Here is a 23,917-nt window from a genome sequence, read left to right as displayed (position 1 = left end):
TGCCCTCGCCCAATTGCAAGATCTTCGGCCCTACGGCAAAGTCCTTAGCCACGACACCCATATCCACGGGTGGTGCGCCTAGGGAGACGAACATGCGCACGTTCTGGATCATCGCCACGGCCATACTCTTGTGGAACCTGCTGGGCGATGCCGCCTATCTCATGCAGGCCAGCGCCGATCTCGACGAATTGGCGAAGACCGACCCGGTAACCGCCCGCGCCTTCATGCAGATGCCCGCCTGGGCCTGGGGCGCCTATGCCGTAGCGGTCTGGAGCGGGACGTTTGGCGCGATGCTGCTGCTCATGCGGCGCGGATGGGCCTGGGCCTTCTTCGCGCTCTCGCTGACGGCGGTGATCGTCCAGTTCGCCTGGAGCTTTCTTGATTTCGACATGCTCGGCGCGAAGGGGCCCAGTTCGGCGATCTTCCCGCTGGTGATCGTCGGGATCGCCCTTGCCTCGCTCGTCTACGCCCGGCGCAAGAAGGCCGACGGCACGCTGCATTGACGACGGGAAGTCCCCTTCCCGCCCTGTCAGATTTCGCCCCGCGCGCGGCGGATCGCGAACCACTTCTTCACGTTCTGGTTATGCTCTGCCAGCGTCGAGGCGAAAGCATGGCCTCCGGTGCCGTCCGCCACCATGTAGAGCGCACCGGTCTCCGCCGGATGCAGCACCGCCTCGATCGAGGCGCGGCCCGGATTGGTGATCGGATACTTGGGCAGCCCGGCCATCGAGTAGGTATTGTAATCGTTTACCGCACGAATCTCGGATTCGAGGATGCGGCGGCCAAGCGCCTTGCCCTTGGTGATCGGGTATATGATCGTCGGATCCGCCTGAAGCGGCATGCCGATGCGCAGACGATTGGAATAGAGACCGGCGACCATACGGCGCTCGGAAGGCTTGCCGGTTTCCTTCTCGACGATCGAGGCAAGAATGATCGCCTGTTCGGGCGTCTTGACCACAAGGCCGTCGGCGCGCTTGTCCCACAGTTCGGCCAAAGTGCGGCTCATCGCCGCCTGCATGCGGCGCAGGACGGCCTCGCGGCTCTCACCGTCGCCGAACGCGTAGCTGTCCGGCAGCACGGAACCCTCATCGGGCACCGCAATATCGCCGGTGAGCTGCTGCTGCGCCATCAGGCGCTCATGCACCATGATCGAGGGCATCCCCTCCGGCACGGTTACGAAGCGGCGGATAACCTCGTCGCTGGAGATGATCGCCATCACGCGCGAAGCGCTGGCATGGGCGGGAATCGCGAATTCGCCCGCCTTGATCGCACTGCCGCCGCCGAACACGCGGGCACGCAGCGTAAAGCCGTTGGCCGAGCCGATCACGCCCTGCTTCTCCAGCCGATCCGCGACAACGGCAAGACTTGCCCCGTTGGGGACGATGAAGTGAGTATCCTTCTTGAGCGGGCCGGAACCATACCACCCGCCCAGGAAGGACCACAGGACGATCACCGCCGCCAGGCCAAGAGCCGCGACGAGAAACCAATTGCGCCGCGACATCATGGCCTGCGAACTTTCTTGACGGTCGATCAGTCGATCTTGCGCATCACCAGGCTGGCGTTGGTGCCGCCGAAGCCGAACGAGTTGTTCAGCACGGCACGCACCTCACGCTTTTTCGCGACGTGCGGCACAAGGTCCACGCCCTCGCAGCCCTCGTCCGGGTTGTCGAGGTTGAGCGTCGGCGGAACGATCTGGTCGCGCAGCGCAAGGATGCAGAAGATCGATTCGACCGCACCGGCACCGCCGAGCAGATGGCCGATGGCCGACTTGGTCGAGCTCATCGAGACGCTGCCGATGGCATCGCCGAACAGGCGGCGCACGGCGCCGAGTTCGATGGTGTCGGCCATGGTCGAAGTGCCGTGGGCGTTGATGTAGTCGATGTCGGCCGGGGTCATCCCCGCCTTCTTCAGCGCCATCTGCATCGAACGGTAAGCGCCGTCGCCAGTGGGTTCCGGGGCGGTGACGTGGAAGGCATCGCCCGAAAGGCCATAGCCGATCACTTCGCAGTAGATCTTGGCACCGCGCGCCTTGGCGTGTTCGTACTCTTCGAGAACGAGAACGCCCGCGCCTTCGCCCATGACGAAGCCGTCACGATCCTTGTCGTAAGGGCGGCTCGCCTGTTCGGGGCGGTCGTTGTAGCTGCTGTTGAGCGCGCGGGCCTGTGCGAAGCCGGCAATGCCGATCGGGCAGATGGTCGATTCGGCACCGCCCGCCAGCATGATGTCGGCATCGCCATCCTTGATCATGCGCGCGGCGTCGCCGATCGAGTGGGCACCGGTCGAGCAAGCGGTAACAACCGCGTGGTTCGGACCCTTGAGACCATACTTGATCGAGACCTGACCCGAGATCAGGTTGATCAGGCGACCGTGCACGAAGTGCGGCGAGACGCGGCCCGGGCCCTTTTCGGCCAGGACCAGCGATTCGCTTTCGATTCCCGGCAGACCGCCGATGCCCGAACCGATCGAGCAGCCGGCCATGAGCTTGTCTTCCTCGCTCATGTCGGTGAGCCCGGCATCTTCGAGCGCCTGACCGGCGGCATCGATGCCGAAGACGATGAAGGGATCGACCTGGCGCTGAATCTTGTGGTCGACACGCTTGTTGGCATCGAAGCCATACTCGTGGTCGGCCGGCTTCACCTCGCAGGCGATCTGGCACTTCTGATCGCTCGCATCGAAGCGGGTGATCGGGCCAGCGCCGGACTTGCTGGCAAGGATGTTGGCCCAGGCAGTCTCGACGTCAGCTCCCAACGGAGTGACAAGACCAAGTCCGGTGACGACAACACGACGCATTCATGCTCTCCGAAAAAGCAATTGGCCGAAAAATACGACTGGCGAAAAGCCAGCCGGCAGAAACGGCAACAGGCCCGCCCCCTTAGAGGTCGAGCCTGTCGATTTCAATCCGCGAGTAGCCGAAAGGTATCCCGGCCGTAACCGGGAACACCAAATCGACCGTAGGCCGGATCAGCCCTTGTTCTCTTCGATGTACTTGATCGCATCGGAGACAGTGCTGATCTTTTCGGCCGCATCGTCCGGAATCTCGACGCCGAACTCTTCCTCGAAGGCCATGACCAGCTCGACGATGTCGAGCGAGTCAGCGCCCAGATCGTCGATGAAGCTTGCTTCTTCGGTCACCTTGTCGGCTTCGACGCCCAGGTGTTCGACGACGATCTTCTTAACCCGATCGGCGGTATCGCTCATTTGAATAGACCCCTTCAAAAATCCAGAGGATGTAATCTCGCCAGTCGCCCTAATGTCTGGGGCGGGCGCTGGCAAGCCTCGCACGTAAGATACGATCACGACGCGGAAGCGCCATGGCCCGATTTATCCACGATTCAGCCGCAATTCCCAGAGTTTTCCGGGAAATCACCGCAAATTGTGGCCGCCGGAGCGGAAGCAAGGCGAGAGGGCCCCATGCCCCATGCCTTGCCCTGTATTCTCATCAACCCTGCGCAGGCGCCTGTGCAGCCGGCTTCTGGGGCTCAACCACACGCATATGCAGTTCGCGAAGCTGCCTGGGCTCGGCCGGGGTCGGCGCGCCCATCAGCAGGTCTTCGGCGCGCTGGTTCATCGGGAACAGCGCCACTTCGCGCAGGTTCTGCGCACCGCAGAGCAGCATGACGATGCGGTCCACGCCGGCCGCCATGCCGCCGTGCGGCGGGGCGCCGTACTGGAATGCGCGGTAAAGGCCGCCGAAGCGATCTTCCACGTCCTGCTTGGTCAGGCCCACCATTTCGAAGGCCTTGACCATCAGTTCGGGCGACTGGTTACGGATCGAACCCGAAGCGATTTCGAAGCCGTTGCAGACGAGGTCGTACTGATACGCCTTGATCGTCAGCGGATCCTGCCCTTCCAGCGCTTCCATGCCGCCCTGCGGCATCGAGAACGGGTTGTGCGCGAAGTCCACCTTCTTGTTGTCTTCGTCCCATTCGTAGAACGGGAAGTCGACGATCCAGCACAGCTCGAAGCGGTCCTTGTCGATCAGGTCCAGCTGCTCGCCGGTGCGGATGCGGGCAAGACCGGCCAGCTTGGCGGCCTGCTCTTCCTTGCCGGCAGCGAAGAACACGCCGTCGTTCGGGCCAAGACCCAGCGCCTCGATCAGCGCGGCAGTCTTTTCCTCGCCGTGGTTCTTGGCGATCGGGCCGCCGGGGACGCCGTCCTTGATGTTGATGTAGCCAAGGCCGGAGTAGCCTTCGCCGCGCGCCCAGACGTTCATGTCATCGAAGAACTTGCGGCTGCCCGCGCCCGCACCCGGAGCCGGGATCGCGCGGATCACGCCGCCATTGGCGACAATACCCGCGAAGATGCCGAAGCCCGATTCGACGAAGTGCTCGGTCACGTCCTTGATGATCAGCGGGTTGCGCAGATCGGGCTTGTCCGAACCGTAGTCCAGCATCGACTGGGCGTGCGGAATACGGCGGAAGCTACCTGCCGGGGTGACCGGCTTGCCTTCGGCGAAGTCTGCGAAGACGCTCTGGAGCACCGGCTCCATGGTTTCCCAGATCTCTTCCTGCGTGACGAAGCTCATTTCGAGGTCGAGCTGGTAGAACTCGCCCGGCAGACGGTCTGCGCGCGGGTCCTCGTCGCGGAAGCAGGGGGCGATCTGGAAGTAGCGGTCGAAACCGGCGACCATCAGCAGCTGCTTGTACTGCTGCGGCGCCTGCGGCAGCGCGTAGAACTTGCCCGCGTGAATGCGGCTGGGCACCAGGAAGTCGCGCGCGCCTTCGGGCGACGAGGCGGTCAGGATCGGCGTTGCGTATTCGGTGAAGCCGATGCCTTCCATCTTGCGGCGCATATCCGAGATGATCTTGGTGCGCTTCACGATGTTGGCGTGCAGCGTCTCGCGGCGCAGGTCGAGGAAGCGGTAGCGCAGGCGGATATCCTCGGGATATTCCTGCTCACCGGCGACCGGCATCGGCAGCTCTTCAGCCTTCGCCTGCACGGTGACGGCGCGGGCATAGACCTCGATCTCGCCGGTCGGCAGGTTCGGGTTCACGGTCGACGCACTGCGGGCCTTCACTTCGCCTTCGATGGTGACAACCGATTCGACGCGCAGCGAATCGAGCACGGCCAGCGCCGGGCTATCACTGTCGGTCACGATCTGGGTGATGCCGTAGTGATCGCGCAGATCGACGAAGAGCACGCCGCCGTGATCGCGCTTGCGATGCACCCAGCCCGAGAGGCGGACGGTCTGGCCGACCTCGGCAGCGGCAAGGGCGCCGCAGGTGTGGGAGCGATAGGGATGAGTCATGGCGGGCTCGCGCTTCTCTTCGTCTGAAACAGGTTGCAAGCCGTGCCCCCTAGTCGAGTGGCCGCATTATTTCCAGACATGGAATTGCCGCGGCGCGTCGCGCGGTCACTTCTCCCACGCTTTCGCGCGGCTGACAGCCAGCCGGAGCGCGGGATTAATCGAGCCTAAGGACTGCACGGTAACCCGGCATCAACCATTGCAGCCTATGCCGGGCCCAAAGGGTCACACGGAGAACGAGAATGCTGGCGGACGTCACGATCGACGGCAGGACGGAAGCCCAATTCCGCCTCGCGATCGAGGCCATGGTGCGTGAAGGCGGCGCCGACGAAGCCGCGCGCATCCTCAAGGCCGAACTCGCCTGGCTCTGCGGCGATGGCCAGTCCCTGCCCGCGCACTTCCGCTCGATCGCCGCCAGCGATCTCAATGTCGATGGCTGGGACCGCCTTGTCGAGCGGATCGGCGAACTGGACAGCCCGGGCGATCCCATCACCGCCATCGGTATCGACATATGCGGCATGCAGGCAGGCCTTGGCGCCGCGCCGGTGCTCGCCTTCGAAACGACCTATTACACCGATCAGGCCTGGGGCTTCTCCCATGCCGACCGCGACGGCATTTCCGCGGGCTACCAAGGCAACACCATCGCCTGGCAGGGCGCGTTCGAGGACATCGACGATGCCCTGCGCGTGGAAGGGCTCGACGATCTCAACGCGGTGATCGCCGCGCTGGAGCATCATTGCCTCAGCGGCGCCTCCACGCCCGACGAACGCCGCGCCTATGTAGTCGGCGCCTGCTATCTGGCCGTGCTGATCCATCAGGCCATGCGCGACAAGGCCCTTACCGAAGGACTGCCGCGCGCGATGGCCGTGCTGGTGGGCAGCAACGAATCCTATCCGTGGTTCGAAGCTCCGGCCGTGACGGCTCGCGAGGGACACGTCGCCGCCGCGGCACCGCGCGCCGCCTTCGGGCGCGAGCCTGCGCCGCTACGCCGCCCGCTCGATCTGAGCGCGCAGCTTGCCGCCATGCCAAGGCCGGTATTCGATGCCGAGCACGCGCCGTTCACCGCGCCCGCCGCAGCCCCCTCTCCGGCCGCGCCTTTCGCGCCGCCGCCGCCCTTGGCCAATCCGTTTCCGCCAGCAGCCCCCTTCACAGCCTATTCCGATTCGGACGAGTCGGAGGACGTCGAACCGGAGGCCCCTGCACCGCTGTTCCCAGCCGCATCGTATGTCGGCGATACAGACTGGGATGTTGAGCAACCTGAAGCCGAAACCTCGGGCGCCAGCCTGCACGAATTGGAAACGCCGGAATTCGAACATTCGGAGTTCGAACCCTCCGTCGAAGCTGTCCCTGCCCAGGAGCAGGACTACGCTCCGCTCGACATGGTCCGTTTCCCCGCCCAGACCGCGCCCATTGAGAACGGGGTCGAGGACGAGGAAGCCCTCCACCTGCCACCGCCCGGCATTCACGTGACCGGCACCCAGCTCCGCCGCCGCTTCGTAGATCGCGAGACCATCGCCATCGAGGAAGAGCGCCGCCCGGGCCTGCTGGAACGCCTGTTCCGCCGCCGATAGTCATTCCTGTCGAACTTCTCCGACAAAACTTGGGGCCCGGGCCAGCGGGGGAGATTGATCCCCTGCTCGGTTCGGCGTAACGCCGCTGACGCAATGATCATTCACCCTCTGATTACAAAGACGGACGAGCTCACGGCTCTGTGCGAACGCCTCGCGAAATCCGATTTCGTGACGGTCGACACCGAGTTCATGCGCGAGAACACCTATTGGCCCGAACTGTGCCTTGTGCAGATCGCCAATACGGAGGAAGCCGCCGCCGTCGATCCCAAGGCCGAAGGCCTTGATCTTTCACCACTCCTGGACCTTCTCACCGACAATGAGGACGTGCTGAAGGTCTTCCACGCGGGCGGCCAGGACGTGGAGATCATCTACAACTTCACAGGCCGCACCCCGCACCCGATCTTCGATACGCAGATCGCGATGATGGCGATCAGCCAGTCCGAACAGATCGGCTATTCGAACCTCGTCGAATCGTGGCAGGGCCTCACCATCGACAAGGGCGCGCGTTTCACCGACTGGTCGCGCCGCCCCTTGACCGAGCGTCAGATCGAATATGCGATTGGCGACGTGACCCATCTCGCCAAGATCTTCCCCAAGATCCTCAAGCGTCTGATGAAGACCGGACGCGGTGCGTGGCTCGACCAGGAAATGGAAAAGCTCGCCGATCCGGACAACTACCGCAACGACCCGACCGAGGCATGGAAGCGGATCAAGGCCGCTGGCCGCAATCCCACCATGCTCGGCCGCCTCAAGGCGATTGCCGAGTGGCGCGAAATCGAGGCCCAGGGCAAGAACATCCCGCGCGGCCGTATTGCCCGTGACGAAACGCTGGCCGATATCGCCAGCCACCCGCCCAAGCAGCAGGCCGACCTCGCCAAAGTGCGCGGCCTTTCGCAGGGCTGGAAGGACAATGACATCGGCAGACGCCTCATGACGACCATCGCCAAGGCCGAGCCCATGCCCGAGGACGAACTGCCCCCGCGCGCGCCGCGCGGTGCACCGCTCGGCAAGGAAGGCGCGCTCGTTGCCGACCTTCTCAAGCTGCTGCTCAAGATCCGCTCGCGCGAGATCGACGTGGCCGCACGCCTGCTCGCGCGTAGCGAGGAACTGGAACTGCTGGCCGCCGGAGTGCGCAAGAACCTTCCGATTCTGGAAGGCTGGCGCTACGAGGTGTTCGGCCATGACGCGCTCGACCTCGTGGAAGGCAAGCTCGCCTTCGCGGTGGTGGACGGCAAACTCAAGATGACCCGCGTCGAGGATGTTCCGGCGGACGAATGAACGAAGGCCCGGCGAAAGCCGGGCTTTTTTGTGCACGCAGAGACGTGAAGGTGCAGAGGTGTCCCGCCGGGGCTCCGCGCCTCCGCCTGAATCTCGTTCACACTGGCGGTAACCAAGCAAACGGTTGGCGAAACAGGGCTCTTCGTGCGATAGCCCGGGCGTGACCGTCTATCAGCCCACGCTCAAACAGCTCCAGTATCTCGTCGCGCTTCACGAGCATGGCCACTTCGGCCGTGCCGCAGACGCCTGCTTCGTCTCGCAATCGACGCTTTCGGCGGGGCTGCGCGATCTTGAGGTATTGCTGGGCGTGACGCTGGTCGAACGCACCAAGCGCGCCGTGCGCTTCACGCCGCTGGGCAATGCGGTGGTTGAAAAGGCGCACCGCGTCCTGCGCGAGACAGAGGAACTTTCAGACCTCGTCCAGTCGAGCGGCAAGCCGCTCTCTGGCGAAGTGCGGATGAGCGTGATCCCGACGATCGCGCCGTTTCTGCTGCCGCGCATGCTTCCCCGCCTGCGGCGCGAGCGGCCGAATCTCAAACTCTTCCTGCGTGAGGAGCCTAGTCAGGCGGCCATCGAATCGCTCCACCACGGCCGCGCTGACTGCGTGCTGCTCGCCCTGCCCTATGCCACGGGCGAAGTGGAGAAGGAGACGATCGAACTGGACGCCTTCTTCGTCGCCTTCCCGGCCGACGATCCGCGCAATCCGCCCGAGGAAGTCGGCCCCGACATCATCGACGAGAATCGCCTGCTGCTGCTGGAAGACGGGCACTGCCTGAAGGACCACGCGCTGGCGGCCTGCAACCGGCCCGAACTGCGCGCCTCGGCCACCATGATCGGCACGAGCCTGCATACTTTGGTGCAGATGGTCGACAATGGACTCGGGCTGACCATGCTGCCGGAAATGGCAATCGATGCGGGGATTCTCAACGGCACCAATGTCGTGGCGCGTCCGCTGATCTCCCCCCATGCCAACCGAGAGATCGCGCTGGTCTGGCGGAAGAATTCACCGCGTTCGGAAGAGTTCCGCCTACTAGCGGACGAACTGCGCGCGGGCTGAAGTCGCGCCTGTCTGCAACGTAATTTCGTCCGTCGTCCCCGCGAAGGCGGGGACCCCGCTTGTTCTTGAGACGTAGCGCGAAGGAAGCGGGGCCCCCGCCTTCGCGGGGGCGACGAAGATCTATTCGATAGGCCCATTTACCCCCGACGGCGCAGGGTCTGTAACGCCAGCCCGACCGAAGCGATGGCAAGACCCAGCATCGTCACGCCGCTCCAGCCCCAGTTGTGCCACACCACCGTCGCAGCACCTGAACTGGCCGCACCGGCCAGGAACATCGACGACATGTAGACCGTGTTGATGCGCGAGCGTGCCTCGGGCCGCAGAGCGAAAATGATGCTCTGGTTGGAAATCTGGCTGGCCTGAATCGCGAAATCGAGCAGCAACACGCCCACGACCAGCCCGACGATAGAGGTCCAGAAGGCGAAGACCAGCCACGAGACCAATGTCAGCGCACTGGCTGCAACGATCACCATGTGCGGCCCGCGACGGTCGGCGATACGCCCGGCAATCGGCGCGGCAAGCACGCCGGCCGCACCCAGAACGCCGAACAGACCCGCCACTTCCGAACCGAGACCAAAGCGCGGCTCCTGCAAATGCAGCGCCAGAATCGTCCAGAACACGCTAAACACGCCGAACTGGGTGCACTGGGTGAACGTCGCGAGGCGCAGCGCCGGAAACTCGCGCCACAGGTCCAAGAGCGAAGCGATCAGGCCTCCATAGCCCATCCCTGCGGGATGAGGACGGCTGCGCGGCAACTGCCAGGCCATCAGCCCTGCCGTGCCAAGCGCCAGCGGCACCGCCAGCCAGAACATCGCCCGCCAGCCGAACTCGGCACCGACGAAGCCCGCCAAAGTGCGGCTGAGCAGAATGCCGCAGAGCAGACCCGCCATGACGGTTCCTACCACCACCCCGCGCTTGTCCTCCGGCGCGAGATTGGCGGCCAGCGGAACGATCTGCTGCGCTACCGAGGCCAGCAGGCCCACCACCAGCGATGCGACGAGCACAATCGCACCGGACGGCGCCAGCGCCACCAGCGCCAGCCCAACCGCCAGCGCAAGGCATTGCAGCACGATCAGCCGCTTGCGTTCGAGAAGGTCACCCAGCGGCACCAGCAAGAGCAGGCCTACAGCGTAGCCCAACTGGGTCGCGGTCGGCACATAGGTGATCGCCGCGCCGGGAACGTCGCGCGCCATCAGGCCCAGCATCGGCTGGCCGTAATAGATATTGGCAACCGTCAGGCCGGCCGAGGCCGCCAGCGCGAAGACCATGCCTCGCCCGAAAACGCGCGGCTTCGGCTCCCGGGTACGGATCCGTGCGGCAAACGATCGACGAGAAGCGGTAATGGGACTTATCCTTGGATTACGATGTCCCCCCGGACCGCGATCCGCCCTTACGCGCGGAGACGCTTGAGCCAATCGCAACGATCACACGGCGAGTGGAGGTTTTTGCAATGTCACACGAATGGGGCGCTCGTATACGCGCCGCCCCGCTCAATCCATGTGCTTGAGGCCGACGCGCAGATAGTCCCACCCGGTAATCAGCGTCAGCACCGCCGCCCCCCACAGCGTCGTCAGCCCGACAGTGTGGGGCACATTGATGGACAGTCCCAGCAGGTCAACATTCCACCACGGCATCGCCGCGCCCAAAATCAGCGCGCCGAGCGAGATCAACTGGAAAGTCGTCTTCCACTTGGCAAGGCGGCTCACCGGCACGGAGACCTGAAGACCGCCAAGAAACTCCCGCAGGCCCGAGACCGCGATCTCACGCACGAGAATGATCAGCCCGGCGATGACGTGCATGTCACCCACGTAAGGCCCGGTCAGGATCCCCTGCGCGGTCAGCACCAGGATCACGGTGGCGACCATGATCTTGTCGGCAATGGGGTCTAGAAACACGCCGAGTTTCGAAACCGTCCCGCTCGAACGGGCAAGATAGCCGTCGAAATAGTCGGTAATGGCCATCAGCGCATAGAGCGCGAAGGCCAGGCCGTAGCCAAACTCCCACCTTGGCCACCACAGCAGGAAGGCCAGCAGCGGCAGCGCCAGGATGCGGGAAAGCGTGAGGATATTCGGCAGAGTCAGCATCAAGACAAGGCCATAGCGGCGAAGCAGGCGTTTGAGAATGGAGGACTGCATCCAAACCCTTAAAACACGCCCTCGCGGCCTCCATCGGCCTTCTTGCGTATCCTGCAACACCCAACAAAATACCGATCAGGGGTTGTGCCACCGCCTTACACCATTAAGTGTCCCGCCAGAGAGAGCGAGGCCGCCGATTTTTCCCACGACATGACAACGACGTCCAAACTCATCCGCGCGAGGCGCTTCCTGCCTCTTTTCGTGACCCAGTTGCTTGGCGCGTTCAACGACAACCTGTTCAAGAACGCCATGGTGCTGTTCGTCGTTTACGGCGTCTACAACTCCGAGGCCGCAGAGGCACGTTTCAGCGCAATGGCATCGGGGATCTTCGTGATTCCCTTCTTCCTGCTCTCGGCACTGGCCGGGCAGCTTGCCGACATGCGCGACAAGGCGAAGATCATTCGCGTGATCAAGTTTTGCGAAATCCTGATCATGGTCGTGGGCGGAACCGGTCTGGCATTGGCGTGGCAACACGTCGCGCTCGATACGCTGGCGATCCCGCTGATGCTGCTCGCGCTGTTCGCGATGGGCATCCACTCCACTTTCTTCGGCCCCATCAAATACGCCATCCTGCCGCAGCACTTGCGCGAGGGTGAGGTGCTTTCGGGCACTGGCCTTGTCGAGGCAGGCACCTACATTGCCGTGCTCGCGGGCACGATCGTGGCGGGCTGGATTAGCGTCAATCATGCCGCCGTCATGGTGGTGATCGTTGCGATCATCGGCTATCTCGCCGGTCGCAAGGTGCCCCCGGCGCCGCCGATGTGCGCGCCCGAGCCGCTCGATTACCACGTCGTACGCGCCTCCATCCGGCTCGTCCGCACGACGCTGAGCGACCGGCGCGTGTTCCTGGCGGTCTGCTCGATCAGCTTCTTCTGGGCGATCGGCACCGTGCTGTTCATCCAGTTCCCGCCGCTCACCAAGAACATCCTGTCCGCCAGCAAGGAAGTGGCCAGCCTGTTCCTGGTGATCTTCTCGGTGGGCGTGGCGATCGGTTCGATGGCGATCAATGCGCTGCTCAAGGGCACCGTTTCCGCACGCTGGTCGCCGCTTTCGGTGATCGGCATGGGCGTCTTCCTGATCGCTTTCCAGGAAGTCTGCGCGATCTGGCCCCGGAATGCCGGCCCCAATACCCTGATGAACGTGGGTACGTTCGTGGTCCAGCCGCTCGCTCTGCCGCTGCTCGGCTCGCTGTTGGGCATCGCGGTATGCGGCGGCATGTTCGTGGTGCCGCTTTACGCGTTCCTGACGACTTTCGTCGACAAGTCACAGACGGCGCGCACGATCGCGGCGAACAATATCGTCAATTCGGGCGCAATGGTGGTGGGCGCGCTGGTCACCGGCATGATGACCATGCTGGGCCTGCCCGTAGTCCAGCAAATGATGGTCGTGGCGATCGCCTGCGGCGCCTCGGCCTGGCTGGGCTATCTGCTGTACCGCGCCGAAGTGGCGGCGCGCACGGCCTGAGGGCTGCCGCCACGCCGCGGATACGGCGTGCTGTTTCCGTCAATCAGGTGATGAACACCGTAATCGCCACCAGCGACGCGCAATAGGCCGAGAGGAAACCGCGCCAGTCGTTGCCGCTGAGGCGCCACGTCCGGCGTGCTTCGGCATTCTCGGCGGCCTCCACGTCGGCCGGGAACGGCGCCGCGAGGACATGGGGTGGGAGCGAGCGCCGGAACGGATGTCCGGCGGCCTCGCTGGAAAGGACGAGCGCTCGACGTTTCATGTTCTTCATGAGCGCGAGGTTAAGGTTTTGTTTACTCTCCGGCCAGATGCCCGAATCGGTACATCCCAAAACGGGACGGGTCCGCCGCCCCCTCGCCTTTCAAACCTTTAACAACGTGGGAAAACCCTGCGAAAAGGGCCGCCCTGAGGCGGCCCTTCGCGATACCTGTGCCACTAACTGGCGCAGGCCTGACGTCTCTTTCGGGTAAGCGTCAGATCCGGTCGCCCAGTGCGCCCTTGACCTTGCCGATTCCCTGCTGGAGTTCGCCCTTCTTTTCCTGTGCCTTGCCTTCGGCCTGCTGCACAGGGTCGTTGCGTGCCTTGCCCGCAACCTGCTTGGCGTTACCGGCAATCTCGTTGCCGAGGCCTTTGGCGGTGTCCTTGAGCTGACCCATGATCGTTCTCCTTGGCGGTTCGCCGCGCCATTGCGCTGCGTTCACGACAAGCAAACCGGCCGTACCGCCCCAAGGTTCCGCCCCTGCGCCGAGCCGTGCGCCGGAAACGACGCGGGGAAAGATCAGCCCTTCGCCAGCGACAGGATGTAATCCCACTCCTCAGGCGTCACCACCGCCACCGACAGGCGCGAAAACTTGACGAGTTCCGTCTCGGCCAGCTTGGGATCGGCCTTGATCTGCTTGAGTGTGACGGGACGGGCAAGCTTGCGCACGGCCTTCACCTTTACCGCCGCCCACTTGCCCTCGGGATCGCTGGGATCGGTGAGACCCGACTGGCTGATCGTGGCGATGCCGACGATCTCCTTGCCGATGTTCGAATGGTAGAAGAACGCCTCGTCCCCCACCTGCATCGCACGCAAGTTGTTGGCCGCGCGGTGGTTGCGCACACCGTCCCAGGTGCCCTCGCCCTCCGCGACGAGATCGTCCCAGCTGTACGCATCCGGTTCGGACTTCAGCAGCCAGTAGCGCTTTGCCATGAATCGCCTTTCGAATTTCGATTTGGGACGGAAACTTCTATGGGGGCCGCATAGCGATTCAATCGGTGGAAACAATATCGGTGATTCGGCGTCCATTCCAGGGCCGCCGGGCCACCGCCCCCGATCCTGTTTGCCCGATTTTGTTTGGAAGACCACGATGAACCTTGCCCAGATCCCCGTCCTCAGCCTCGAATCCGACCGCGCCGAGTTCGCCGCGCGCATCGGCGAGAGCTTCCGTACCTTCGGCTTCGCCATGGTCCGCGACCACGGCATCGATCAGGCCCTGATCGACCGCGCCTGGGAACTCACCGCGCAATTCTTCGCCCTGCCCGACGCGGTAAAGCGCGAATACTTCATCGCCGGCCAGGGCGGCGCGCGCGGCTACACGCCGTTCCGCACCGAAGTGGCCAAGGGCGCGACCGAGAAGGACCTCAAGGAATTCTGGCACGTCGGCCGCGACCTGCCCGCGGGTTCCCCGCTCGCCGCCTCGATGCCGCCCAATGTCTGGCCTAGCGAGATCGAAGGCTTCAAGGAAACCTTCACCGAACTCTACGCCCAGTTCGACAAGGCGGGCGCCGAGATCCTTTCCGCCATCGCGGTCGATCTCGGCCTCGACGCGCGCTGGTTCGATCCGGCCATCGAGGACGGCAACTCGGTCATGCGCCTGCTCCATTACCCGCCCGTCGGCGAAGGCGCCGGCGGTGCCATCCGCGCCGGCGCGCATGAGGACATCAACCTCATCACCCTGCTGCTCGGCGCGCAGGAAGCCGGGCTCGAACTGCTCGGCAAGAACGGCGAGTGGTTGACGGTCGCCCCTCCGGAAGGCGCCGTGGTCGTCAACATCGGCGACATGCTGCAACGCCTGACCAACCACGTGCTGCCCTCCACCACGCACCGCGTGCGCAACCCGGAAGGCGAGCGCGCCGCGCACAGCCGCTATTCGATGCCGTTCTTCCTGCATCTTCGCAGCGACTTCCCGTTCAAGACGCTCGAACAGTGCATCACCGCCGAAAATCCGGATCGCTATCCGGAGAGCATCACCGCCGACGACTATCTTCAGGAGCGTTTGCGCGAAATCGGTCTCAAGGCCTGATTGTACGCACGTTTTTGCGAAATTCCGAACCCGGCGCGACAGTCTTTAAGACTTTAGTCTGATCGCGCCGGTGAAAAACTTAACCAAAATTTCAGCCCCCCCGTCTATTTCCTGCTCAAGGGTTGCCGTTCTGGGGGGACTTATCCCGTGAAGATTGCTTTGGTCGCACAGTCGGAGAATTCCGGCGATGAATTCGATGGCGACCGCCAGATCGACATCATTGCGCTTGGCATCGTCACGGCCGCGATCCTTCTTTTCATCGCCACCGGCAGCGAAGTCGGCCCGGACGTGGTCCGGTCTCTGCTCGGGCACGGCCCCGGGCCGGACAACTTCATCCTCAACGCCTTCCTGCTGAACGTCGCGATCATCATCTTCGGCTGGAGCCGCTATCGCCAGCTCTGCGAGGAAATCCAGCTGCGCAAGAAGGCCGAGCATCAGGCCCGCCGCCTTGCCGAGACCGATCCGCTGACAGGCTTCCTCAATCGCCGCAGCTTCAATGACGCGGTCAACATGATGGTCCATGACGCCGCCGCGAGCAACGACCGCGCCGTTACGCTGATCATGATCGACCTCGACAATTTCAAGCAGGTCAACGATTTCAACGGCCACAACACTGGCGACCGGCTGCTTCAGGAATGCGCCAAGCGCATCACCGCCTGCCTGCCCTCGCAATCGCTGGTCAGCCGCATCGGCGGCGACGAGTTCGCGGTTGCGGTCGAATTCGATCGCGGCCGTCCTGACCGGATCGACGGCATCGCCGCCTCTCTGGTCGAAGCCATCGCCCAAAGCGCGACGATCAACACCATCAGCATCGAGGTCACGGCCTCGATCGGCCTCGCCCGCAGCGACAGCCACGCCAAGGGCGGCACGCCGCCGGACGCGCGCGCGCTGCTCGAAATGGCCGACATTGCGATGTACCATTCCAAGCGTCAGGGCCGGAACAGCTACTTCTGGTTCGAAGCGCCGATGGCCGACGAGATGCGCTTCCGCAACGAGCTGGAATACGGCATCCGCAAGGGCGTTGCGCGCGGCGAATTCGTGCCGTTCTACGAACAGCAGATCGACCTCCAGACCGGCGGACTGACCGGTTTCGAGATGCTCGCCCGCTGGGATTCGCCCCAGTTCGGCATCGTCTCGCCCGATATCTTCATCCCCATCGCCGAGGAAATCGGCGTCATCGCCGAGCTTTCGGAAAGCGTGATCACGCAGGCCCTTGAAGATGCCAAGGCCTGGGATCCGGCGCTGACGCTGGCGGTGAACATCTCGCCGCTCCAGCTGCGCGATCCGTGGTTCGCGCAGAAGCTGCTCAAGATCCTGCTGGCCGCCAATTTCCCGCCGCACCGGCTGGAGATCGAGATCACCGAATCGTGCCTGCACCAGAACATGGCGCAAGTGCGATCGCTGATCACCAGCCTCAAGAACCAGGGCATCACGATCAGCCTGGACGATTTCGGCACCGGCTACAGCTCGCTCGCGCAGCTGCGCAGCCTGCCGTTCGACCGGATCAAGATCGACCGCTCGTTCGTCTCCAGCATTGCCGAGAACAAGGACAGCGCCGCCATCGTCCACGCCATCGCCATGCTCGGCAAGGGCATGGACCTGCCGATCACCGCCGAGGGGATTGAGACCGGCGACGTGCTGGAACAACTGCTCAAGTACGACAAGATCAAGGGCCAGGGCTACCTCTACGGCCGCCCGCGCCCGGCTGGCGAACTGGCCGAATGGCTGGGCAGGATCGGCCTTGTCGCCAACAGCGAAGTGGCGCAGGAAATGCTTTCGGTAACGCAGGGGCTCGGCATGCCGGCAAGTCAGGAGCCCGGCGCGCACAAGGCCAGCCTCGGGTAAAAGCCGCCGCTCTCCAAATCGTCCCCAAACGCGACACTCCATAATCCCGTCGCCCCCTCGTAAGCGGGGGCCCCGCTTCTTTCTGCCGACCTCGCAAGAATAAGCGGGGTCCCCGCCTGCGCGGGGACGACGAGGCTTAGGGTCAGTCGGAGCATCCCACTGGACCTCGACGCGCGGAGCGCATACATCGCGCCCATGCGGATCGAATTCACCAAGATGCACGGGCTCGGCAACGATTTCGTCGTGCTGGATGGCCGGACGGGCGGGCTCCCGCCGGTCGACACGACGCTCGCGGCCGCGCTGGCCGACCGTCACACCGGCATCGGCTGCGACCAGTTGATCGTGCTCGCCCCCTCCGACAGGGGCGATTTCCGCATGCGCATCTTCAATGCCGACGGCAGCGAGGTCGAAGCCTGCGGCAACGCCACGCGGGCGGTGGGCCTGCTCAACGGCCGCCCTGCCCGCATCGAAACGCTGGGCGGCATGGTATCGACCACCCCCACCGACAACGGTATCTCGGTCGAGATGGGCAAGCCCCGCTTCGGCTGGCAGGACATCCCGCTCGGCTATGCGATGGACACATACAAGATGCCTGTCGCCTGGGAGGAACTGGTCGCGCCCATCGCCGTCAACGTCGGCAATCCGCACGCGATCTTCTTCGTCGAGGATCCCTACAAGATCGACATGGCCCGCCTTGGCCCGCTGGTCGAGAACGACCCGCTGTTCCCCGAACGCATCAACGTCAACGTCGCCGCCGTCACCGCGCGCGATGCGATCACCCTGCGCGTATGGGAGCGCGGGGCCGGCCTCACCCGTGCCTGCGGCACCGGTGCCTGCGCAACCGCCGTGGGCGCGATGCGGCGCGGGCTGGTCGACCGCAAGGTCACCGTCACCCTCCCCGGCGGCCCGCTGGTGATCGAATGGCGTGAGGACGACGAGATCGTGATGACCGGACCGGCGACCGAATCGTTCCGTGGCTCGTTCGATCTGGCCGACTATGGCGTCATCCCGGGCAAGGTCGAAGCTTGACCGTCGAAGTCCACTCACTCGGCTGCCGCCTTAATATCTCCGAAAGCGAAACACTGCGCGGCCTGCTGGGCGGCGCAGAAGACCTTGTCGTCGTCAATTCCTGCGCCGTCACGGCCGAAGCCGTGCGCCAGACCCGGCAGGCGATCCGTCGTGCCCGCAAGGCCCGGCCCGAAGCGCGCCTGATTGTCACCGGCTGCGCCGCCGAAGTCGAGCGCGCGATGCTCGCTGCGATGCCCGAGGTCGACGGGATCGTCGCCAATACCGCCAAGCTCGACCCGCGCGCCTGGAACGTGCCACCCGCGCCGAAACCACGCGAAGAGCGCGCCTATACGCGCGGCTTCGTGCAGGTACAGAACGGCTGCGACCACGCCTGCACGTTCTGCGTGATCCCGCAAGGACGCGGTCCCAGCCGCTCGCGCACGGTTGCCGAAGTGCTGGAGGACATCTTGGTCCACACCGCGCGCGGCGTGCAGGAAATCGTTCTCACCGGCGTCGATCTTACATCGTGGGGTAGCGATCTTGACAGTTCGCCCCGCCTTGGCGCGCTGTGCGAGGCGGTTCTCGCTCGCTTCCCCGCCCTGCCCCGCCTGCGCCTTTCATCCATCGACGGGGCCGAAGTGGACGAGGCACTGTTTGAGCTGCTCTGCGGTGAAGCGCGGGTCATGCCGCATGTCCACCTTTCGCTCCAGCATGGCGACGACCTGATCCTCAAGCGCATGAAGCGCCGCCACAGCCGCGCCGATGCCGTGCGGTTGGTGGCCGGCCTCAAGGGCCGTCGCCCGGACATTGCCATCGGTGCGGACCTCATCGCCGGTTTCCCGACCGAGAGCGAGGACGCCCATGCGGCCAACCTTTCGATCATCGAGGAACTGGACGTGGTCCACGGCCACGTCTTCCCCTACTCCCCCCGCCCGGGTACGCCCGCAGCGCGGATGCCCCAGATTGACGGCGATACGATCCGCCGCCGCGCCGCGCAGCTACGCGAAACGATTGCCGGCACGCGTGCCCGGTGGCTTGCCGGGCTCGTGGGCCAGCCGCTATCGGTGCTTGCCGAAAGAGGCGGCACCGGCCATGCGCAGAACTACGCGAAAGTCCGCGTGCCCGAGTCTACCCCGGCCGGCACGCTGGTCCGCGTCACGCCCGCAAGGGTAGTCGAAGGAATATTGGAAGCATGAGTACCGACGGCCAGCAGGCTGAACGCGACTGGTCCGACCGCCTCTTCGGAGGCTTCCGCAAGACCACCGAGCGCCTGACCGAGAACCTGTCCGGCATCGTCGGCAAGACCACGCTGGACGATGCGCAGCTGGACGACATCGAGGACGCGCTCATCATGTCGGACCTCGGCCCGCGTGCAGCGGCCCGCATCCGTGCGCGCCTTGCCGATGAACGCTTCGAGCGCGATGCCGACGAGCGCGCGATCATGGAAGTGGTAGCGCGCGAGATCGCGGAAATACTGCGCCCGGTGGCCAAGCCGCTGGACGTGGTGGCCTTCCCGCGCCCGCAAGTGATCCTCGTGATCGGCGTGAATGGGTCCGGCAAGACCACCACGATCGCCAAGCTGGCCCATCTGTTCCAGGAGCAGGACTATTCGGTCATGCTTGCTGCCGGTGACACGTTCCGTGCGGCTGCCATCGGCCAGCTCGGCGTCTGGGCGGATCGTTTGGGCATCCCCGTCATCAAGGGCCCCGAAGGCGGAGACCCCGCCTCGATCGTGTTCGACGCGGTCAAGGCCGCGACCGAACAGGGCATCGACGCCCTGATCGTCGACACCGCCGGACGCCTTCAGAACAAGCGCGAGCTGATGGACGAACTGGCCAAGATCCGCCGCGTGCTCGGCCGCCTCAATCCCGAGGCGCCGCACGACGTGGTGCTGGTGCTCGATGCCACCAATGGCCAGAACGCGCTTTCGCAGATCGAGATCTTCAAGGAAGTGGCGGGCGTTTCCGGCCTCATCATGACCAAGCTGGACGGCACCGCCCGCGGCGGCGTGCTGGTGGCTGCGGCCGAACAGTACGGACTGCCCATCCACGCCATCGGCGTGGGCGAGAAGATCGACGACCTTCGCCCCTTCAACCCGGACCTGCTGGCCCGCGTCATTGCAGGGATCGCGTGATGAACACTGAAACACAGGCTCCCGCAAAGCCGAAGTCGAGCTGGGTAAACCTTGTCGTCGATTTCGGCCCGCTGCTCGTCTTCTTCCTTGCTTACGAGCACTTCTCGCCGCCGGGCGACGCCGGGCCGCTGGCGACCGTTACGGCCGTGATCAAGGGCACCGTCGCCTTCATGGTGGCGACCGTCTTCGCGCTGGGGATCTCCAAGTGGCGGCTTGGCCACGTCTCGCCGATGCTCTGGCTGACGACGGTGCTGGTGCTGGGCTTCGGCGCGCTGACCGTGGTGTTCCACGACGCCTTCTGGATCCAGATCAAGCCTACCGCCGTCTACCTGATGTTCGCGGGCATGCTGTTTTACGGCCTGTGGCAGGGCAAGCCGATGCTCAAGTACCTGCTCCAGTCCGCCTTCGAGGGGCTGGACGAGGAAGGCTGGTTCAAGCTTTCGCGCAACTGGGCATGGTTCTTCCTGTTCCTTGCCGCGCTCAACACCCTGCTGGTCTACACCGTGAGCTTCAATGCATGGCTTCAGGCCAAGATCTGGGGCTTTACCGTGCTGTCCTTCGTCTTCACCTTCTCACAGCTTCCGATGGTCCTGAAGCACGGCATGGGTCAAGACGCGAAGGAAGAGCTGATCGAAAACCCGCCGCACGATTGAGCGGCATCGGACCCGGCTGCGGGGCAGCCGGGATTTTCCGGTGGCAGCCGATGCCTGCCCGACCCGCTAATCCACGGAGAAATCGGCAAGATCGTCGGCGCTGCCGTCAGCCGGCATCACGAATTTCATCCGCTCGACACAACCACTGGCACCTTGCGGCGAAGGCTCGAATTTCGCTGTCTCAAGGCTCCGGGCGGCCTCATCGCCGAACTGCTCCGATGGTTGCGCGGCCAGCACGGTTACGTTCCCCACCACCCCCCAAGGCGCGATATCGTAACGAACGATCGCCCACCCCTCGATCCGGCGGCGGCTATAGGCTCCGGGATATCGTTTGACCGGCGGCGTTGCCCACTTCCGGTCCGCCGGGCATGCCGTCCCGGATGCGGGGAAAGCGGACTTGTCGGGCATGGCAGGCGCGGGCAACTGCTTCGGCATGCGCCAGTAAGGATACGTGCAACCGGTCCGTGCCCCGCCCGAAAAGCGCGAATCGCTTATCGCCTTGACCGCCGCATCCTCAAGCGCCGCATTCCCGTTGCTCTGAAACAGACGGACGTGGATCGGCTTGCCCTCTGCATCGGTGTCATATGCGATAGCGGCCCAGTCCTTCACACCCGGTGTTCCGGCGATATGTCGGAAATCGGGAAATGCCCGAAGCAGCGGCTGCGGTCGCGGCAATTGCCCGCAGGTTCCCTCCAGCCGGATACGCGCCCAGCCCTCTGGCGGTAGCGCTCCAACGATCGGCGAGATCATGTAGGAAACGAGATCGGCGACGGACGCGGAAGCCACGGGCTGCGCGCTGGCCATATACGTGATCGAGCAGCCCTGCCGCGCCGTGGCCGGGAATTTGCTGGCGGCAAGCGCCGGGCCGAAATCTCCGAACGCGTGCTTGTCCTTGATCGAAACCGCGCGTCCCGCCGAATCGATGTCGAATTGCAGGGTTACTGGAGTCGGAGCGGAAGGCGGGGTGACACGATCACCCCAGGCCAGATCGTTCAGCGGCCTGCGCATGGCACCACCCGTCTCTGTCACACCGCCTTCGCAACGGACCGGACCAGGCATCCAGGTCACCAAAATGCGTCCGGAACTGGAGGATGCGTCGATTACGGGCGCGAGAGGCGTCGCCTGAGCCAACGAGGTGGCCCCGACCAGGCTCAGCACCAGCGCAGACGACAACCAACCCCGAACCGCCATGCCTGCCTCTCCAGTCGTATCAGAGGCAAGCTAACACGCCAGAAAGACGGGACAATGTCGAACCGGTCGGCTTTGGCGGCGACTCAGATCTCGAGCTGACTGCCCAGTTCGACCACGCGGTTCGTCGGCAGGCGGAAGAACTCCATGGCGCTGGCGGCATTGCGCATCATCCACGCAAACAGCTTCTCGCGCCAGATCGCCATGCCGGGCTTGGCCGAAGGGACCAGCGTCTGGCGGGAGAGGAAGAAGCTGGTCTTCATCATCTCGAACGGACCGCCGCAGACCTCGTAGTGGGCCAGAGCGGCAGGCACGTCGGTCTCCTCCATGAAGCCGTAGCGCAGCGTCATGCGGTAGAAGCCCTGCCCAAGATCGGTCATCGAATAGCGCTCGGCCGGCTCCACATAGGGCACGTCCTGCACTTCGACTGTCAGCACAACCACGCGTTCATGCAGCACCTTGTTGTGCTTGATGTTGTGGAGCAGCGCAGAAGGCACGCCCGCATTGGTGGAGGCCATGAAGATCGCCGTGCCGGGCACGCGGGCGGCCGAACCGTGGGCGCTCTTGGCGAAGACGTTGAGCGGCAGCGCCGCCTCGGTCATGCGTTCGCGCATGAGGCGGCGGCCCTTGTTCCACGTCGTCAGCAGGGTGAAGGCGATACCGCCGATCATCAGCGGGAACCAGCCACCGTCCTTGATCTTGGTGGCATTGGCCGCAAAGTAGGCGCCGTCGACCACGAAGAAGGTGACGATTACCGGGATCGCCTGCCACAGCTTCCAGCGCCAGATCACGATCAGCAGCACGGTCATCAGGCAGGTGTCGATCAGCATCGCCCCGGTCACCGCGATACCGTAGGCCGAAGCGAGGTTCGACGAGTTCTGGAATACCAGAACCAGCACGATCACGCCGGTCATCAGCGCCCAGTTGACGAAGGGGATGTAGATCTGGCCGACTTCGTGCTCGCTGGTGTGGCGGGTCGAAAGGCGCGGGATGAAGCCCAGCTGCATTGCCTGATGGGTGATCGAGAACGCGCCGGAAATCACGGCCTGACTGGCGATGAACGTGGCGCAAGTCGCCAGAATCACCAGCGGCAGACGCAAGTTCTCGGGCGCGAGGTGGAAGAACGGATTCTCCATCGCCTCGGCCGCTGCCGCGTCGTTGAGGCCAAGAATCATCGCCGCCTGGCCGAAATAGTTGATCAGCAGGCACGGCATCACGAACCCAAACCACGAAAGGCGCAGCGGACCGCGTCCGAAGTGCCCCATGTCCGAATAGAGCGCCTCTGCCCCCGTCACGGCCAGCACGACCGAACCCAGCGCCAGGAAGCCGAGCATCTTGTCGGTCAGGAAGAACTGGATTGCGTACCACGGGTTCAGCGCCACCAGCACGTGGGGCATCTGCACAAGGTGGTAGACCCCGAGCACGGCCAGCACCGTGAAATAGACCACCATCACCGGCGCAAACAGCGCGCCGACTTTGGCCGTGCCGCTCTTCTGGATCACGAACAGCGCGACCAGCAGAACCAGCGCAATCGGCAGGACGAGCGGCGACAGGCGCGATTCGACGACCGTCAGACCCTCGACCGCCGAGAGCACCGAAACCGCCGGCGTAATCATCGAATCGCCGTAAAACAGCGATGTCGCGAAAACGCCCAGCAGGACCACCAGCGGGCCGTAGCGCGACTTGCGGATCGCGCCCGAAATCAGCGCAACGAGTGCGAGGCTGCCGCCCTGCCCCTTGTTGTCCGCCCGCATCAGGATGCCAACGTACTGGACCGAGACGACCAGCGTCATCGACCAGAAGATCAGGCTGACAACACCAAGGATGTGAAGTTCGTCGATCGCCAGCGGATGCGGGCCGACGAAAGTTTCGCGAAAGGCGTAGATCGGGCTGGTACCGATGTCGCCGAAAACGACCCCGACAGCGCCGAGCGCCAGCTTGGAGAGATTGCCGGAACCATGTCCGCCGACCGGTGTTCTCCGGCCCGTAGCCGGATCGATCACTGTCGGGACGTCAGCGGTATCCGAACTTGCATCACTCATTGCAGCGCCCCG

22 protein-coding genes are annotated in these 23,917 nt (G+C 64.3%); 11 read left to right on the top strand and 11 right to left on the bottom strand.

Annotated features, from left to right (window positions below):
* The first annotated feature begins 92 nt into the window (after window positions 1–92).
* Window positions 93–503: a sugar transporter gene (locus EDF56_RS01520; RefSeq protein ID WP_132384971.1), complete on the top strand. Its 411-nt coding sequence runs from the start codon at window positions 93–95 to the stop codon at window positions 501–503.
* A gap of 26 nt (window positions 504–529) precedes the next feature.
* Here EDF56_RS01520 and mltG read toward each other — a convergent pair whose 3' ends face one another.
* From mltG to aspS, 4 genes are all read right to left on the bottom strand, one after another.
* A complete protein-coding gene (gene mltG / locus EDF56_RS01515) occupies window positions 530–1,504 on the bottom strand; it encodes an endolytic transglycosylase MltG (RefSeq protein WP_132384970.1) in 975 nt (324 codons plus the stop codon).
* Window positions 1,505–1,530: 26 nt separating this feature from the next.
* Window positions 1,531–2,790, bottom strand: coding sequence for a beta-ketoacyl-ACP synthase II (gene fabF / locus EDF56_RS01510; protein WP_132384969.1), 1,260 nt, complete (start codon window positions 2,788–2,790; stop codon window positions 1,531–1,533).
* A 171-nt stretch (window positions 2,791–2,961) separates the two neighbouring features.
* Window positions 2,962–3,198: an acyl carrier protein gene (locus EDF56_RS01505; RefSeq protein ID WP_007013838.1), complete on the bottom strand. Its 237-nt coding sequence runs from the start codon at window positions 3,196–3,198 to the stop codon at window positions 2,962–2,964.
* A gap of 241 nt (window positions 3,199–3,439) precedes the next feature.
* A complete protein-coding gene (gene aspS, locus EDF56_RS01500; RefSeq protein WP_132384968.1) occupies window positions 3,440–5,248 on the bottom strand; it encodes an aspartate--tRNA ligase in 1,809 nt (602 codons plus the stop codon).
* A gap of 239 nt (window positions 5,249–5,487) precedes the next feature.
* Between aspS and EDF56_RS01495 the strand changes: the two genes are divergently transcribed.
* The 3 genes from EDF56_RS01495 (at window position 5,488) to EDF56_RS01485 (ending at window position 9,151) form a co-directional block, all read left to right on the top strand.
* Window positions 5,488–6,816, top strand: a complete 1,329-nt coding sequence (locus EDF56_RS01495) for a hypothetical protein (RefSeq protein ID WP_132384967.1) — start codon at window positions 5,488–5,490, stop codon at window positions 6,814–6,816.
* 93 nt (window positions 6,817–6,909) lie between these two features.
* On the top strand, window positions 6,910–8,094 hold the full coding sequence (gene rnd, locus EDF56_RS01490) for a ribonuclease D (protein WP_132384966.1): 1,185 nt from the start codon (window positions 6,910–6,912) through the stop codon (window positions 8,092–8,094).
* Window positions 8,095–8,254: 160 nt separating this feature from the next.
* Window positions 8,255–9,151 carry a hydrogen peroxide-inducible genes activator gene (locus tag EDF56_RS01485; protein WP_132384965.1) on the top strand — a complete coding sequence of 299 codons (897 nt, stop codon included), beginning with the start codon at window positions 8,255–8,257 and terminating at the stop codon, window positions 9,149–9,151.
* A gap of 137 nt (window positions 9,152–9,288) precedes the next feature.
* On the opposite strand, the gene EDF56_RS01480 is transcribed toward EDF56_RS01485, so the two are convergent.
* Together EDF56_RS01480 and pgsA are read right to left on the bottom strand one after the other, a co-directional pair.
* Complete coding sequence (locus EDF56_RS01480; RefSeq protein ID WP_132384964.1) at window positions 9,289–10,419, bottom strand: MFS transporter; 1,131 nt, start codon at window positions 10,417–10,419, stop codon at window positions 9,289–9,291.
* A 222-nt stretch (window positions 10,420–10,641) separates the two neighbouring features.
* Window positions 10,642–11,235: a CDP-diacylglycerol--glycerol-3-phosphate 3-phosphatidyltransferase gene (gene pgsA, locus EDF56_RS01475; RefSeq protein WP_132385728.1), complete on the bottom strand. Its 594-nt coding sequence runs from the start codon at window positions 11,233–11,235 to the stop codon at window positions 10,642–10,644.
* 201 nt (window positions 11,236–11,436) lie between these two features.
* Here pgsA and EDF56_RS01470 point away from each other — a divergent pair, with 201 nt between their 5' ends.
* The gene (locus EDF56_RS01470) at window positions 11,437–12,750 is read left to right on the top strand and encodes an MFS transporter (protein WP_132384963.1); all 1,314 of its coding nucleotides are present in this window, start codon (window positions 11,437–11,439) and stop codon (window positions 12,748–12,750) included.
* A gap of 43 nt (window positions 12,751–12,793) precedes the next feature.
* On the opposite strand, the gene EDF56_RS01465 is transcribed toward EDF56_RS01470, so the two are convergent.
* The 3 genes from EDF56_RS01465 to EDF56_RS01455 form a co-directional block, all read right to left on the bottom strand.
* Window positions 12,794–13,012, bottom strand: coding sequence for a hypothetical protein (locus tag EDF56_RS01465; RefSeq protein ID WP_243652323.1), 219 nt, complete (start codon window positions 13,010–13,012; stop codon window positions 12,794–12,796).
* Window positions 13,013–13,223: 211 nt separating this feature from the next.
* Window positions 13,224–13,406, bottom strand: coding sequence for a CsbD family protein (locus EDF56_RS01460; RefSeq protein ID WP_132384961.1), 183 nt, complete (start codon window positions 13,404–13,406; stop codon window positions 13,224–13,226).
* 122 nt (window positions 13,407–13,528) lie between these two features.
* Window positions 13,529–13,942, bottom strand: a complete 414-nt coding sequence (locus EDF56_RS01455) for an EVE domain-containing protein (protein WP_132384960.1) — start codon at window positions 13,940–13,942, stop codon at window positions 13,529–13,531.
* A gap of 157 nt (window positions 13,943–14,099) precedes the next feature.
* Between EDF56_RS01455 and EDF56_RS01450 the strand changes: the two genes are divergently transcribed.
* The 6 genes from EDF56_RS01450 to EDF56_RS01425 all read left to right on the top strand — a co-directional run bounded on the left by EDF56_RS01450 (window position 14,100) and on the right by EDF56_RS01425 (window position 20,675).
* Window positions 14,100–15,035, top strand: coding sequence for a 2-oxoglutarate and iron-dependent oxygenase domain-containing protein (locus EDF56_RS01450; RefSeq protein ID WP_132384959.1), 936 nt, complete (start codon window positions 14,100–14,102; stop codon window positions 15,033–15,035).
* Window positions 15,036–15,182: 147 nt separating this feature from the next.
* The gene (locus EDF56_RS01445) at window positions 15,183–16,880 is read left to right on the top strand and encodes an EAL domain-containing protein (RefSeq protein WP_243652322.1); all 1,698 of its coding nucleotides are present in this window, start codon (window positions 15,183–15,185) and stop codon (window positions 16,878–16,880) included.
* Between the two features lie 195 nt (window positions 16,881–17,075).
* A complete protein-coding gene (gene dapF / locus EDF56_RS01440) occupies window positions 17,076–17,909 on the top strand; it encodes a diaminopimelate epimerase (RefSeq protein WP_132384958.1) in 834 nt (277 codons plus the stop codon).
* On the top strand, window positions 17,906–19,084 hold the full coding sequence (locus tag EDF56_RS01435) for a MiaB/RimO family radical SAM methylthiotransferase (RefSeq protein ID WP_132384957.1): 1,179 nt from the start codon (window positions 17,906–17,908) through the stop codon (window positions 19,082–19,084). The genes dapF and EDF56_RS01435 overlap by 4 nt, the downstream gene beginning before the upstream one ends.
* Window positions 19,081–20,022, top strand: a complete 942-nt coding sequence (ftsY, locus tag EDF56_RS01430) for a signal recognition particle-docking protein FtsY (RefSeq protein ID WP_132384956.1) — start codon at window positions 19,081–19,083, stop codon at window positions 20,020–20,022. The genes EDF56_RS01435 and ftsY overlap by 4 nt, the downstream gene beginning before the upstream one ends.
* The gene (locus EDF56_RS01425; protein WP_132384955.1) at window positions 20,022–20,675 is read left to right on the top strand and encodes an inner membrane-spanning protein YciB; all 654 of its coding nucleotides are present in this window, start codon (window positions 20,022–20,024) and stop codon (window positions 20,673–20,675) included. Before ftsY ends, EDF56_RS01425 begins: the two co-directional genes overlap by 1 nt.
* A 66-nt stretch (window positions 20,676–20,741) precedes the next feature.
* Here the strand turns inward: EDF56_RS01425 and EDF56_RS01420 are convergent, their stop codons facing one another.
* Both EDF56_RS01420 and EDF56_RS01415 read right to left on the bottom strand, forming a co-directional pair.
* Window positions 20,742–21,683: a TonB family protein gene (locus tag EDF56_RS01420; protein WP_165912054.1), complete on the bottom strand. Its 942-nt coding sequence runs from the start codon at window positions 21,681–21,683 to the stop codon at window positions 20,742–20,744.
* A gap of 266 nt (window positions 21,684–21,949) precedes the next feature.
* The gene (locus EDF56_RS01415; protein ID WP_132384953.1) at window positions 21,950–23,905 is read right to left on the bottom strand and encodes a potassium transporter Kup; all 1,956 of its coding nucleotides are present in this window, start codon (window positions 23,903–23,905) and stop codon (window positions 21,950–21,952) included.
* Between the last annotated feature and the right edge of the window lie 12 nt (window positions 23,906–23,917).

The sequence above is a fragment of the Novosphingobium sp. PhB165 genome (assembly GCF_004341845.1).
Lineage (GTDB): Bacteria > Pseudomonadota > Alphaproteobacteria > Sphingomonadales > Sphingomonadaceae > Novosphingobium.
The sequence above is the reverse complement of the archived record's forward strand: the minus strand, read 5'-3'. Positions and strand labels throughout refer to the sequence as shown.